Origin of the sequence: Hyphomonas sp. CACIAM 19H1 (assembly GCF_003325995.1) — a bacterium.
In the GTDB taxonomy this organism is placed as follows: domain Bacteria; phylum Pseudomonadota; class Alphaproteobacteria; order Caulobacterales; family Hyphomonadaceae; genus Hyphomonas; species Hyphomonas polymorpha.
Window position 1 is genome coordinate 2,305,008 of the sequence record NZ_CP016437.1, and the last position, 13,128, is coordinate 2,318,135.

At 61.4% G+C, this 13,128-nt stretch carries 9 protein-coding genes; 3 read left to right on the plus strand and 6 right to left on the minus strand.

What is annotated here, in order from left to right:
• Window positions 1-2 precede the first annotated feature (2 nt).
• Together BBF93_RS10700 and BBF93_RS10705 are read right to left on the minus strand one after the other, a co-directional pair.
• Window positions 3-1,466, minus strand: a complete 1,464-nt coding sequence (locus tag BBF93_RS10700) for an OB-fold domain-containing protein (protein WP_035594635.1) — start codon at window positions 1,464-1,466, stop codon at window positions 3-5.
• Window positions 1,466-2,371, minus strand: coding sequence for an SDR family NAD(P)-dependent oxidoreductase (locus tag BBF93_RS10705; protein WP_114105885.1), 906 nt, complete (start codon window positions 2,369-2,371; stop codon window positions 1,466-1,468). Before BBF93_RS10705 ends, BBF93_RS10700 begins: the two co-directional genes overlap by 1 nt.
• Before the next feature lie 133 nt (window positions 2,372-2,504).
• Here BBF93_RS10705 and BBF93_RS10710 point away from each other — a divergent pair, with 133 nt between their 5' ends.
• Complete coding sequence (locus tag BBF93_RS10710; RefSeq protein ID WP_035594630.1) at window positions 2,505-3,428, plus strand: LysR family transcriptional regulator; 924 nt, start codon at window positions 2,505-2,507, stop codon at window positions 3,426-3,428.
• 13 nt (window positions 3,429-3,441) lie between these two features.
• Here BBF93_RS10710 and BBF93_RS10715 read toward each other — a convergent pair whose 3' ends face one another.
• The 3 genes from BBF93_RS10715 to BBF93_RS10725 all read right to left on the minus strand — a co-directional run bounded on the left by BBF93_RS10715 (window position 3,442) and on the right by BBF93_RS10725 (window position 7,138).
• Window positions 3,442-4,764: an MFS transporter gene (locus tag BBF93_RS10715; RefSeq protein ID WP_051612233.1), complete on the minus strand. Its 1,323-nt coding sequence runs from the start codon at window positions 4,762-4,764 to the stop codon at window positions 3,442-3,444.
• Between the two features lie 78 nt (window positions 4,765-4,842).
• Window positions 4,843-5,634 (minus strand): enoyl-CoA hydratase/isomerase family protein, encoded by a 792-nt coding sequence (locus tag BBF93_RS10720; RefSeq protein ID WP_233349089.1) that lies wholly within the window; start codon window positions 5,632-5,634, stop codon window positions 4,843-4,845.
• A 25-nt stretch (window positions 5,635-5,659) separates the two neighbouring features.
• Window positions 5,660-7,138: an AMP-binding protein gene (locus tag BBF93_RS10725; RefSeq protein ID WP_035594628.1), complete on the minus strand. Its 1,479-nt coding sequence runs from the start codon at window positions 7,136-7,138 to the stop codon at window positions 5,660-5,662.
• Window positions 7,139-7,418: 280 nt separating this feature from the next.
• Here BBF93_RS10725 and BBF93_RS10730 point away from each other — a divergent pair, with 280 nt between their 5' ends.
• The gene (locus BBF93_RS10730) at window positions 7,419-9,026 is read left to right on the plus strand and encodes a GMC family oxidoreductase (RefSeq protein WP_035594625.1); all 1,608 of its coding nucleotides are present in this window, start codon (window positions 7,419-7,421) and stop codon (window positions 9,024-9,026) included.
• A gap of 7 nt (window positions 9,027-9,033) precedes the next feature.
• Here BBF93_RS10730 and BBF93_RS10735 read toward each other — a convergent pair whose 3' ends face one another.
• On the minus strand, window positions 9,034-10,518 hold the full coding sequence (locus BBF93_RS10735; RefSeq protein WP_114105886.1) for an aldehyde dehydrogenase: 1,485 nt from the start codon (window positions 10,516-10,518) through the stop codon (window positions 9,034-9,036).
• Between the two features lie 241 nt (window positions 10,519-10,759).
• On the opposite strand from BBF93_RS10735, the gene BBF93_RS10740 reads away from it, so the two are divergent.
• Entirely contained in the window at window positions 10,760-13,111 is a 2,352-nt protein-coding gene (locus BBF93_RS10740) for a TonB-dependent receptor (protein WP_114105887.1), read from the plus strand.
• Window positions 13,112-13,128 lie beyond the last annotated feature (17 nt).

The following is a 13,128-nucleotide window of genomic DNA, read 5'->3' on the forward strand; positions in this document are numbered from 1 at the left end:
GTTCAATCCTGCCTTCCGGTGTTCTGATCGGTGACCGGCACTGCCTTCCAGAAATAGTGGCGGAAGCCGCGCTGGTCTGTGCGCTTTAATCTGAAAACCATCCTGACGGCCTGCCCCACTTCCAGGGAAGGCTCCGGCAGGTCAGTAAAATCCGCAATCATCCGCCCGCCCCCCTCGAACTCTACAATACCGTAACAGCTCGGCGGATCGGGTGAATAGGCAAGGTAGTCTGCAGTAAATGACCGCACACGGGCAATTCGGTCTGCGAGCGGATAATCTTCCTGCGTGCCGCGCGTGCGGGCATTACCGGCCACTGACACATCAGACCGCGGATATTGCACCACGCCGGTCTCACGGCATTTTCCCCCAACCAGCCCCAGAATCGTCTTGCGGTCGCGATAGAGCATCGAAGGCGGGGTCTTGATATCCAGCTCCGCCCGCATGCCCTCTTCAAATTCCAACTCTCCAGAAAAATACAGAAAACGCGTATAGTTGGTTTCCACCTTGCGCCGTGCCAACTGGTCCTGAAATCTCGCTGCCGGCTTGCGGCCATCATTGGCGGCGGTCACGCGCAGGAGCAGCACGTCACAGCCCTGACCGAACCCCACCAGACAGATAACCTCCCCCGCAGTGGCCCGCTCCAGCGTTGCGGCCAGTTGCAGCAATGGATGGGCGCAACCGGTGTAGCCTACCTCAAGGAACAGGGGCCGGGCCACTGCGCCCGCGCGAATGCCCAAAGCTTTTGCCAGCCGGGCCTCTACGCCCGGCATCGGCGTTTCAAACAGGAAATGATCAACCTCCTCTGCGCGAAGCCCCGCTTCGCCCAGGGTCTCAGTCACCAGTTGGGTCACAAGGCTCATATAGCCTTCTTCGCGTATCCAACGCCCTTCCCACTCGTAATCGTGGCGTGCGTCACTCGCCCGGAACCGGTCTACGAAATCTACAGACATAGAACGGGCACAGACGAGTTCCGCCAGCGGTTCGCCCGGGCCGACAAGCAGCGCTGCGCCCGCGTCGCCATTGATCATCTGTGCCGCAGAAGCAGCCGGCGCGTGGCGCCGGTCAGCGGCCGCCAGCAGCGTGGTCTTGCCAGATACAGTTGCCTCGAGGGCCGCAATCAGGCCCGACGTGCCCCCCCTTTGCGAACCGGTTATGTCGAGCGTATGCGTGCGGTCGCTCAGCAGCAATGCTTCTTTCGCGATGCCCGCATTCTGGCGATCCGCAAAAGGCAGTGTTGTCGAAGCAAGAACCAGCTGGCCAATGGCATCGCGGCCGGCTTCCGGCAGGCAATTCCGGCAGGCTTCCACTGCCATCGTCAAAGTGTCTTCGTCCCAGTTGGCAACGCTGCGTTCCCCGCGCCCAAGGCCTGAGAGGGCGCCGTTGAACCAGCTTGTAGCATCGGCGATCACCTGCCGCGGCAAGCGGCGCATCGGCAGGTAACTTCCATAGGACAGTATGCCAGCCATCATAGAGGCTCCCAGGCGATTGTATCAGGAGTCGTGTGTAGAGGCTCGAAACTACCGCGAAAGCCTGGCACCAGCTGCGCGTCCAGAGAATCGAGCGTCCAGCCGTTGGCATTGTGCATCGTCCGCAATATCTTCGGGCGGCTGTATAAAAAAATTTCATCCTTCCGTATACCAAACGTCTGCCCGGTAATCGCGGCGGACCTGTCCGTGCAGAGATAGGCAACCAGGGGCGCGATCTTCTCCGGCGTCATTGCGCGAACGGCCTCCAGCCGCTTCTGGTCCGCCTCACTCTCAGTTGCCACAGTGCCAACCAGGCGCGTCCATGCTGTCGGTGCGATGCAGTTGGAGCGCACCCCGAAGCGCTCCATGTCCAGGGCAATGGCATAAGACAGCCCCAAGACGCCGGACTTTGCCGCCGCATAATTGGCCTGCCCCCGATTTCCCAAAAGCGCCGTTGTGGAGGTGAAGTGGACAAAGGTACCTGACTGCTGCGCCCGGAAATACGGCGCGGCAGCGCGGGAAACGAGGAAGGTGCCATTGAGATGCACGTCCAGCACATCGGCCCAGTCCTGAGGAGACAGCTTGTGGAACATCGCGTCCCGCAGAAAGCCCGCATTGTTGACGACCGCGTCCACCCGTCCAAACGCGTCAATTGCAGCCTGCACGATTGAGGCGGCGCCCGCCTGCGTAGCGACACTGCCCGTATTGGCGACCGCGTGCCCACCTGCGGCACGGATTTCGTCCACGACCCTTTCCGCTGGACTTGCATCCGCACCACGCCCGGCGGGATCTCCGCCCAAATCATTGACGACTACCCGCGCGCCCTCTGCAGCGCAGAGCCGGGCGATGGCCCGGCCGATCCCCCGGCCGGCCCCGGTGACGATGACGACTTTATCTTCCAGCATTTCTACCCTGAGACAGCTGCCGCACAGGCGGCGGCCCTTTGTGTGTTGTTTTGCCCACCGTGGGTCTCACTTGACGCGAACGTTCGTCAAATTCATTATCTGGCGACATCATGATTGGAGGGAATGTCACTGCATGGATGCCAGGCTGAAATACGTGGTGGCCGTGGCCCGGAACGGTTCCTTTACGGCGGCCGCGGAAGATGCTGGCGTCACCCAGTCAGCGATCACCAAGAGCATTGCGGATCTCGAACAGCAGATCGGGTATGCAATCTTCCACCGAACCTCGCGGGGCTCATTCCTTACTGAGGAAGGCCGGGATTTTGTGGACCGCGCCTCCCGCCTGCTGGAAGACACCAAGGAGCTTCTGCAGCGCCCGGGAAAAACGACTGACCATCTGGCGGGCGCCCTGCGTATCGGCGTCGGCCCTGCCTCCATCGAGTGGCGCCTGGTTCCGGCCCTCAATCTGCTCCTTCGCCGCCATGCGTCCATCCGGTTTGACATTTCCGGCTCCACCTTTGAACGCACCGTCCAGCTTCTCAGAACGGGAGCGATTGATGTGGCCCTGGGTTTTGACGCTGCCTTCGCGGACTGGCCAGATATCCGGCGCGAGCCGATTGCCCCGGTGCGCTCGGTGCATTTTGTCCGGCAGGGGCATCCGCTCCTCAGCCGCCCGTCCCTGTCGCTTCGGGATGTGACCGACTACCCCTATATCAGCCCGTCAGAAGGCAGACCCTATGGCGTCGCCATCCGGAAACTATTCGAAGACCGGGGCCTGGACTGGCAGCATTGTGTGCATACGGTTGATTACTTTCCAGCCGTCAAACGCATCGTCGAGCGTTCTGACGCCATCGGCATCACGTCTGCAATCTACGCCCAGAGCCGCAGTTTCCAGGAGCGGTTTGCCATTCTCGAACTCAGCGACATGCTCCCCCCGTCCGTCATGTGTTGCGCAACCCGCAAGCGGTGGGAGCCCAAACCGGCTGTCCGCGCTTTCATCCGCGCCATGAAGGATAGCGAGGCGGCGGTCTCTGAACAAAGTCATATCGCGCAGAGCTGATCCGCGCTGATAGTCAGGCGTGGCCGGCGTTTGCATTGCGGCGGCGATCCCGCACCATGCTGAGCGCAGTCGCGCACTGCAGCAGGAAAGCGAGTACCATGAACGGTGCCAGCCAGTTCAGTGAGTAGCCCAGCGCCATCACGCCATAACGCGGTTCCAGATAGTCACTCATCATACCGACGAATAACGGGCCACAACCCAGTCCGATAAGGTTGAGGAGGAACAGCATCACCGCGCTGGCCGTTGCCCGGTAGCGCGCTGGCGACCGGTTCTGCAACAGGGCGAGCGCAGGAACGAGATAGACGGATTTGAGCACCAGCGGCACGATCAGGAAAGCCATGGCAACCGGCCAGGCTGCCACAGAGGTAAATCCGAATATGAAGGGTGTAGACACCAATAGCCCCGCCCCTGGCAGCAGCGAATACCAGATTGGGTTTTTCGCGCCAAAGCGGTCGGAGATGACACTGCCAAGCCATGCGCCGAGAACCAAAGCGCCCGTCAGAGCCACACTGTAATAGAGCGCGATCTCCGACAGCTCCATACCCCTGACCCGGATCAGGAAAGCCGGCGCCCAGTTCATGAGACCGTAACTGACAAAGGATGTGGCGCCCGCCGCGATGGCGTTGAGCACAAGCGTCGGGGATTTCCAAAAGAACAGAAACGCCTCGAAGAACCCTGCTTTCTGGCCTGTGTCCTGCGCGCCGCCCTTTTCCGGGTTGTCATAGCGGCCCCTCACAGGTTCCCGCACGGCCCAGACGATAATGGGTGCAAACAACACGCCCAGCAGGCCAACGAGAATAAACGCACTCCGCCAGCCATACTCCACCGCGATCCAGCCAGCCGCCATGGTGCCGATCAGGCTGCCGGCAGGCACCCCCAGCACATAAAGTGCCAGCGCGCCGCCCCGCCGCTCGGGGGGAAAGTAGTCGGAGATGATCGAATAGGAAGGCGGCGAACAGCCCGCTTCTCCAACCCCGACCCCGATCCGGGCCAGGGCGAGTGTAACAAAGTTTGTGGCCAGGCCCGACAGCGCCGTAAACACACTCCAGATGCCACAGGATATCGCAATAATCCGTACACGGTTCCATCTGTCTGCAAGCGCACCGATCGGAATGCCAAAGACCGTGTAGAACAAGGCAAACATCAAGCCCGTCAGCATCCCCAGCTGAGTGTCCGACAGGCCGAGATCCTGTTTGACCGGTTCAGCCAGAACCGAAAGGATCTGCCGGTCGAGATAGTTGAGCATGTAGGCAAAGGCCAGCACAAAGACTACGATGTATCGGTACCGGGTGCTGGCGGCCTCATCCGTTGGAGCGGATACTACGGGAGTGTTCACAGCTTTGGCCTCTCGAAGGGTGGCTGCCTCTGCGCTCAAGACACAGTCAGCAGATAGGGAGTTGTTTAGGGTAATCCGTCACCGGCGCTTCCAGTTGCCCGGCCGCCGCGCATTGACCGCCGCGACCCCCTCGGCAAAATCCTCGGTTCGTTTCAGCTGCAGCTGACGGCGCGCTTCCTCAGACGTATGGCGCCGCACGTGCTGAGAAAACTCCCTGCGAAGCGTGGCGCGCGTCGCCTCCACCGCGAGGGGCGCATTCTCCGCGATCTCCCCGGCGAGAGCGAGCGCTGCGTTGAGCAGATCCTCTGACGGGGCCATGATATCAGCCAACCCCATATTCACCGCTTCTTCGCCGCTCACTCGCCGCGCGGTGAGGAACAGCAGTGCGGCGCACTGATCCCCCACGAGCCGGGGCAGCGTCGCCGTCATCGCAAATCCAGGATGCATCCCCAGCTTGACGAAGTTGGCAGATAGGCGCGTTCCCGTCGTAACGACACGGAAATCAGCCGCCAGCGCAAGTCCCAGCCCCCCTCCGATCGCGGCGCCCTGCACAGCCGCAACACTTGGCTTGCGAATAGCAAAGAGACGTTCGGCCTGATCGTAGAGCTCGAACGGGTCATTGTCCTCTCCGGCCAGGTCCGCGCCGGCGCAGAAGTTTTTTCCCTCCGAAGCGAGCACGATCGCACGCACATCAGGGTCGGCATCGGCCCGCTCGAATGCGGCAACAATCTCAGCCAGCAGCGCCGCGCTGAAAAAGTTTGCCGGCGGACGGGAAAACTCGATCAACGCCACCGCGCCAGACCGTTGAAAAGAAACAGTATGGTCAGACAACGGCATGGCGTTGCTCTCTCCCTCGTGAATGCGCGTCATGAATACTCCGTGTCCAGCGCCGCTCTCAGCGGCCAGCCTCGTTCGCGGCGGCAGGGCCGATCCTTTCTGCCCGCAGGGCCGAACGGCGCACCTTGCCAGCCTCATCCTTCAGCTCACGCGTCGTGAATTCGAACGTCTTGGGAATCTTGAATCCGGCGAGTGTCTCGCGGAGAAATGCGACAAGCTCCTTGGCCCCAGGCACCGGCCCTCCGGGATCGGTCTGAATGATGGCATGAGCCCGGTTGCCCAGATCGTCGTCGGGCAAACCAATGACAACACTCGCGCGCACGCCAGGATGCCGGTCGAGCGCCGCCTCGATCTCGGCCGGGAACAGATTCACCCCGCCCGAAACAATCATGTCCGTCCGCCGGTCGGAAATATAGAGATACCCGTCGGCATCAACATGCCCCAGATCCCCCAGCGAAATCCAGCCATCGCTCACCCCGGCTACGGCGCCGATATACTGAAAGCCCAGACACCCTTCCTCGCCAGCCTGGAACTGTATCTCGCCAATCTCTCCGGGTACGCACGTATTCCCCGAGGCATCGGCAATCCGCAGCCGCACACCCGGCGTTGGCCTGCCGACAGATCCGGGCCGGCTGAGCCATTCATCCCCCCGGATAGCGGTTGAGCCGATACCTTCCGTTCCAGCATAAACCTCCAGCAGGCGCTCCGGCCCGATCCACCCGATCCAGGCCTGCTTCAGCCAGGGCGGACAGGCGGCCCCAAGATGCACCACCGTCTTCAAGCTGGAGAGGTCATACCTGTCGCGCACTTCCTGCGGCAGACGCCATATGCGGCTCATGACCGTGGGAACAACCACGACATGATGCACCTTGTACTGATCTATCAGGCGAAGGGCCTGCTCGGCATCAAAGCGTCCCATGCAGACGACGTGTCCGCCCGAAAAGAGGCAATGATGCGCCGCGCTGAAAGCTGCATTGTGATAGAGCGGGCCCGGGCTCAGGATAGTTCCTTCCGGCTCCTGCCCAAGATATCCGGTTCCCTCTGCCGGGAACACGGCCTTCGCCTGGGTAACGATCAGCTTGGGCCTGCCGGTTGATCCCCCGCTGGTCATGATCTTCCAATGGCGCGAGACAGGGCTATCCGGCAGATCAATACTTTCATCGGCCTCGAAAGGATCCTCCACCTTCAGGCACCGGAAACCTTCGATCTGCGCCCCGATGACCACCGCTGGCTTTGCCAGTCCGGCCAGCGCGGCAAGTTCATGGTGTGGCAAACGCGGGGACACCGGACACGGGATCGCGCCCAGTTTCCAGATCGCGAAGGTGTATTCGAAAAAGGCAAGCGAGTTGGGAAGCGCCAGAAGGATCGTATCCCCATAGCCGACGCCTTCCCGGGCAAGATTACGCGCCCGCTGGCTGGAGCGCGCATCAAGCTGCGCCCGTGTCAGCGTTACCCCATCCTGGGTTACTGCAGGATGTTCAGGGTCGCGGGCAGCGTGCACTGCCAGAATGTCGCTTAGCGGAACCTGTCTGCTCATGCCTGCTGTGTGCTCCCATACCCGATGTCCGGCGACGTCCGGCCGCATCGGGCAATTTATTTTTCCGGAGTCTAGAGCGGGTCTTCAGATTTCTGCTAATTCATTGCTCTCTGCCTTCATGAGCCAGAGGAATGACAGACTGCGCGCGACCCGGTATGCGCCGCAGGAATGGGCCTGCCGAAAAGGTTGTTTGACTTGGCAGCGGCCAGCCGGGACCTAAACGCTGAGATCACACCGTTTCCCGGCGCACCGGGGACACGCTGACCGGAAAGGGCGCCTGATGGTTGATGGCTTTGATTTTGTCGTGGCAGGGGGCGGCTCTGCAGGCTGCGTGGTGGCTGCGCGGTTGAGTGAAGACCCTGGCGCGCGGGTTCTGCTTCTGGAAGCCGGGCCGGGCGACAATAACCTCTTCCTGAAAATGCCGCTGGCGTTCCGGCTATTGCGCATGACCAATCTCTACGACTGGGGACTGAAAACGGAGCCCGAACCGTGGGCGCGGGACCGCTCCATTCCGGCAGCCCGGGGCAAGGTTCTCGGTGGCTCCTCTTCGGTCAACGGGATGATGTACTCCCGGGGGCATCCGCGCGATTATGACCAATGGGCGCAAATGGGAGCAACCGGATGGGCCTATGAAGAGGTTCTGCCCTTCTTCCGGAAATCGGAATCAAATTGGCGCGGGGCTTCCCACTGGCATGGAGCAGATGGTCCCCTGGGCGTCTCGCGGCCGGACGCAGATACGCCGCTCACCCGCGCGCTCAAGTCAGCCGGACAGGCTGCAGGGCTGCCTGTCACCGACGATTTCGAGGGGGAACAGCCTGAGGGCGTCGGCCTCCCCGATCTGACAACCGCGAGCGGCAAAAGGGCGAGCGCCTCCCAGGCTTTTCTGAATCCCGCCCGCAGTCGCCCCAACCTGACGATCATCACCTCTGCCCGGGTCACCCGGCTTGTCCTGGATCGAGGGCGGGTCACCCACATCGAATATGTCCGGAACAACGTCCCACAGCGGGTTGCCGTCGGGCAGGAAGCCATTCTGTGCGGCGGTGCCTATGCCTCCCCCCACCTCCTCATGCTCTCCGGGATCGGACGCGGTGACGACCTGCGCCGGGCCGGTGTAACTCCGGTGCTGGATCTTCCGGGCGTCGGCCAGAACCTTAAGGAGCACCCGCTCGCCGCCATGGGCTTCCAGGCCCGTCAACCTCTTGGCTTTTCCGGAAAGATCCGGGCCGATCGGCTGGCATTGTCGGGGCTTGGCTGGATGCTCACGGGTAGGGGCTTCCCATCCACCGTTCCGCTCTCGGCCATCATCTACCACAAATCCCAACCCGGCCTCGAGCGGCCTGACCTTGAAAACATCGTCATGCCCACGGCGCTGGATGCGCGCGTCTGGTTTCCGGGAATCGTCAGTCCAAAGCCTGAAGTGCTCACCAATTTGAACGTGGTGCTGCATCCTTCCAGCACCGGCAGCGTCACATTGCGCTCTGCCGATCCCGAAGCCACGCCGGTCATCCGGCTCAACATTCTGCAGGCGCAGGAGGACATCGACCGCCTCCGCTATAACATTCGCTGGTTCCGGGATCTGGTGCGCACCGCGCCACTCTCGGAATTTGCCGGCGATGAAATATTTCCGGGCAAGGACATTGAGAGTGATGCGGCATTGGACGCCTACATCCGCTCAACGGTCGTCACGGCGCAGCATCCCGTCGGGACATGCCGGATGGGCACCGACCCATCCGTAGCCGTCGTCAGTCCGGAGCTTCGAGTTCACGGCACCGAAAACCTGCGCGTGGCTGACGCTTCCGTGATGCCGTCCCTGATCGGGGGGCACACAAATGCGCCGGCCGTGATGATCGGCGAACGGGCCGCAGATTTCATTCGGGCCGGGCGCTGACCAAACCTCAGAAGCTGGTCACGATGGTCTTGGTTTCCAGATAGGCATCGAGACCTTCAGCGCCGCCTTCGCGCCCCCATCCTGATTGTTTGAACCCGCCAAATGGCAGCCCGGGGCCGGCAATCATCCCGGAATTGATCGTAACCGTCCCGGCATGAACAGCGCGGGCAAGACGATGGGCCTGTCCGATATCCCGTGTCCAGATGCTCGCCGAAAGCCCATACTCGGTTGTGTTGGCCAGTTGGACAGCCTCCTCGGCATCATCAAATGGCAGCGCCACAAGCACGGGGCCGAACACTTCGTCTACGGCAATTCCCTTTGTCGCAGAAACGCCGGCAATGACGGTTGGCTCAACAAAGTATCCGGGCCGCTCGACAGCGCCGCCGCCTGTAATGATATCGCCACCTGCCTGCCGCGCGTCCTCGATCATCCCCAGCACACGCCGGAACTGCGCCTGCGATATTACTGGGCCGAGGGTTGTAGACGGGTCCAGCCCGTCGCCCAGCACATGCTGCCGCGCCAGCTGCACGATGCCCTCAACCGTCTGATCAAACAGGCTGCGATGCACCAGCAGCCGGGACGCCGCCGCACAGATCTGCCCTGCATTCCGGAAAATGCCGTTCGCCACCGCCGGGATCGCACGGCTGAGGTCCGCATCCGGCAACACGATCGCGGGCGATTTTCCGCCAAGCTCCAGGGTCAGGCGTTTCAGATTGCCCTGGGAGGCAGCGATCAGCTGTTTGCCGACAGCCGTCGAGCCTGTGAATGATATCTTTGCAATGCCCGGATGCTCTGCAATGCGGGCGCCTGTCACTGCCCCCAGCCCTGTCACGATGTTCACCGCGCCCGGGGGAACACCGGCCTCCAGAAGAATTTCCCCCAGACACAGGGTCGTCAGCGAAGCCTGCTCGGCCGGCTTCAGCACAACTGTACAGCCTGCTGCGAGCGCAGGCCCGAGTTTGACCGCAGCGTTCAGCAGCGGAAAGTTCCACGGAACGATCAGGCCCACGACACCAACAGGCTCCTTGACCGTCATCGCAGCGAAATCGCCCGGGAGGTCCACGACGGGCGCCGTGCCCGCAATCTTGGTGCACCATCCCGCCCAGTATCTGAAAACGCTCGCCGCCATGGGTAAATCCATGCCGAGCGCGGCGGTCAGGGGCTTGCCATTATCAAGCGTTTCCAGCTCGGCCAGCTCACGCGCGCGCTGGTCTATCAGGTCAGCTGCACGCCATAGAATGGCTGATCTCCTGCCCGGCGCGAGCCCGCTCCACAACTTGCGCACAAACGCCGCGGTTGCAGCCTCGACGGCCAAATCCACATCACCCGCATCGCCTTCCGGGATGACGGCAATCTGCTCGCCTGTCGCCGGATTGAGCACCGCGAGTGTTCTGCCCGAACTGCTATCGCACCACTTTCCGCCGATGAGCATCTGGAATGGCCGGCTCATCCGCTGACGCGTTTCTTCCGAAAGCCGTCGGTCTTCCAACATCCTCGCTTGTCCCTTCCCGCACTTTGCTTTTGCCCGTCCTCTTACCAATTCGGTCCGGGAATGAACCAATTCATATCAGGCACCACCTATTCCCGCAGTGCATTTCTGTCTCGCGGCAATATTCCCAGAAAGAATAGAAGCGCCCAGAAAAGAATTTGACGATTGGCAGCCGGGAATTCACCAGATCGGGAAAGATCAACAAGGACGTGGCACAGACGACGTCCGCAGGGAGGCAATTAGAATGCACAAGATCTGTATTCGGACTATTCTTCTGAGCACCAGCGCTGTCATGGCCCTGGCCGCCCCTGCATTCGCGCAGGAAGCCAGTTCCCCGCCGGAAACCGTAGAAACAGCCGCGCCAGCGAGCGAAGAAACGGCCCGCACGCTCGGCACCATCGTTGTCACCGCGCAGAAGCGCGAACAATCGCTGAACGAAGTGCCAATGTCGATCACTGCCCTGTCCGGCGATCAGCTGACCGCACGCGGCGTGAGCGATATCGAGTCTCTGGTGAAGTTCACGCCCGGCCTCAGCTATGTTGAAAGCGGTGCCAGCGTTCCGGTTTATTCGCTGCGCGGCGTCGGCTTCTTTGACACGACGCTCGGCTCACGGCCAACCGTTGCCGTGTATCAGGATGAAGTGTCGCTGCCTTTCTCGATCATGGCCCAGGGCGCCGCATTTGACCTCGACCGGGTAGAGGTTCTGAAAGGGCCGCAAGGCACACTCTTCGGCCAGAACTCCACCGGCGGCGCCATCAACTACATCGCTGCCAAGCCCCGCTCCGATATGTCGGGAAAAATCGCGGCAAGCTATTCCAGCTTCAACACGCTGGACGCAACAGGCCACGTCAACGCGCCGCTTTCGGATACGCTCAATGCCCGTTTCTCCGCACGCGCCCTTGTGAGCGACGGATGGCAGGAGAGCCTCACACGCGATGATACGCTTGGCGCCAAGAGCTTCTATCAGGGACGCCTGCAGTTTGACTGGCAGGCTGCAGAAAACCTCTCGCTGCTGATCAATCTCAACGGATTCGTCGACAATTCCGAAACCCAGGCTGCCCAGCGGATCGATACGATCTACTCGGCGCCGGCCTATATCAGCCAGGTTCCGATTGTGGCGAATTATCCTGTCGCCCCGTCAGACAACCGCATTGCAGACTGGGACGAGGGCGAAGCGCTGAAAAAGGACAACAGCTTCTGGCAGGCCTCCGTGCGGGCAGACTATGACCTGTCGCCAAGCCTCACGCTGACCTCGCTGACCGCTTACTCCGCAATGGACGTCAACCAGCTCGTCGATCAGGACGGAACATCGGCCAAAGCCTCGCTTACCGAAGTCGCCGGGGAACTGTCTTCCTTTTCCCAAGAACTGCGCCTGGCTTGGCAGGGAGAGCGGAGCAATGTGGTGCTTGGTGGAAACTACTCCCGGGACAAATCAAGCGAAGACGATCTGTTCGAATTTCCCTACACAACCAGCTCCTACTCCACGATCCCGGGTATGCGCACCGATGCAGTCCGCCTGATCGGGGACCAGACATTTGACACGTCCGCGATCTTTGCCAATCTGGACTACGACCTCACCTCGACGGTCACTGCACACGCAGGTGTGCGGTACACGGAGGTTGAACTTACCTCGGTTGGGTGCGCGGCAGCCGGCAGCCCCACGTCGGCCGCCACTTACGGTACGCTGGTCAATGTGATCCGCGGCCGCGCCGGTCTGGCGCCGGTAGCCATTGGTGTGGGCGATTGCGTTTCGGTCGATCAGACGCTGACGCCGGGCTTCCGCCGGGACAAGCTGAACGAAGACAACGTCTCCTGGCGTGCTGGGCTCGACTGGACCCCGGCAGACGGCGTTCTGCTCTATGCTAACATCAGCAAGGGCTACAAGACCGGAAGCTCGCCCACCATCCCGGCAATCGAACAATCCGAACTCGCTCCTGTTACGCAGGAATCGGTTCTTGCCTATGAAGCCGGCTTCAAAGCCCCTCTCGTCCGTAACCTGATCGAAGCCACGGGCGCCGTGTTTGCCTATGAGTATGAAGACAAGCAGCTGCAAGGACGCCTGCCCACTATTCTCGGAGTGCTGCCCGGCCTTGTGAATGTGCCCAAATCGGAAATCCGTGGCGCAGAGCTTCAGGCCAACGTCTTCCCCCTCGAAGGCCTCACGCTCACCCTGGCGGGCACGTATATAGACTCCGAAGTCACCGAGGATTTCAACAATTTCAGCATCCTCGGCCTGCCGGCAAACTTCAAGGGCGATGCGTTCCCTTACACACCAAAATATCAGCTGGTCTTTGACGGACAGTACGAAACCCCCATCACTTCGGGTCTCAATGCGTTCGCAGGCGTGAACGCCAATTATCGCAGTGCGACAACATCCGGCTTCGGAGACGACCCGCGTCTTGATATTGATGCGTATACGGTGGTTGATGCCCGCGCTGGTATCGAAGCGGCGGATGGTGCGTGGCAGGCAAGCGTGTTTGTCCGAAACCTCACGGACGAATACTATTGGAACAACGTTGCGCGCACCTCTGATGTGATCCGGCGGTACACCGGCGCGCCGCGGAGCTTCGGCATTTCCCTGTCCCGCTCATTCTGAGGCTCCCGCCTCCTCTC

Bases quoted from the DNA above. Each gene is read 5' to 3' on its own strand.
- BBF93_RS10700 (WP_035594635.1), bottom strand. From the start codon at position 1,466: ATGGCTGGCATACTGTCCTATGGAAGTTACCTGCCGATGCGCCGCTTG.
- BBF93_RS10705 (WP_114105885.1), bottom strand. From the start codon at position 2,371: ATGCTGGAAGATAAAGTCGTCATCGTCACCGGGGCCGGCCGGGGGATC.
- BBF93_RS10710 (WP_035594630.1), top strand. From the start codon at position 2,505: ATGGATGCCAGGCTGAAATACGTGGTGGCCGTGGCCCGGAACGGTTCC.
- BBF93_RS10720 (WP_233349089.1), bottom strand. From the start codon at position 5,634: ATGACGCGCATTCACGAGGGAGAGAGCAACGCCATGCCGTTGTCTGAC.
- BBF93_RS10725 (WP_035594628.1), bottom strand. From the start codon at position 7,138: ATGAGCAGACAGGTTCCGCTAAGCGACATTCTGGCAGTGCACGCTGCC.
- BBF93_RS10730 (WP_035594625.1), top strand. From the start codon at position 7,419: ATGGTTGATGGCTTTGATTTTGTCGTGGCAGGGGGCGGCTCTGCAGGC.
- BBF93_RS10735 (WP_114105886.1), bottom strand. From the start codon at position 10,518: ATGTTGGAAGACCGACGGCTTTCGGAAGAAACGCGTCAGCGGATGAGC.
- BBF93_RS10740 (WP_114105887.1), top strand. From the start codon at position 10,760: ATGCACAAGATCTGTATTCGGACTATTCTTCTGAGCACCAGCGCTGTC.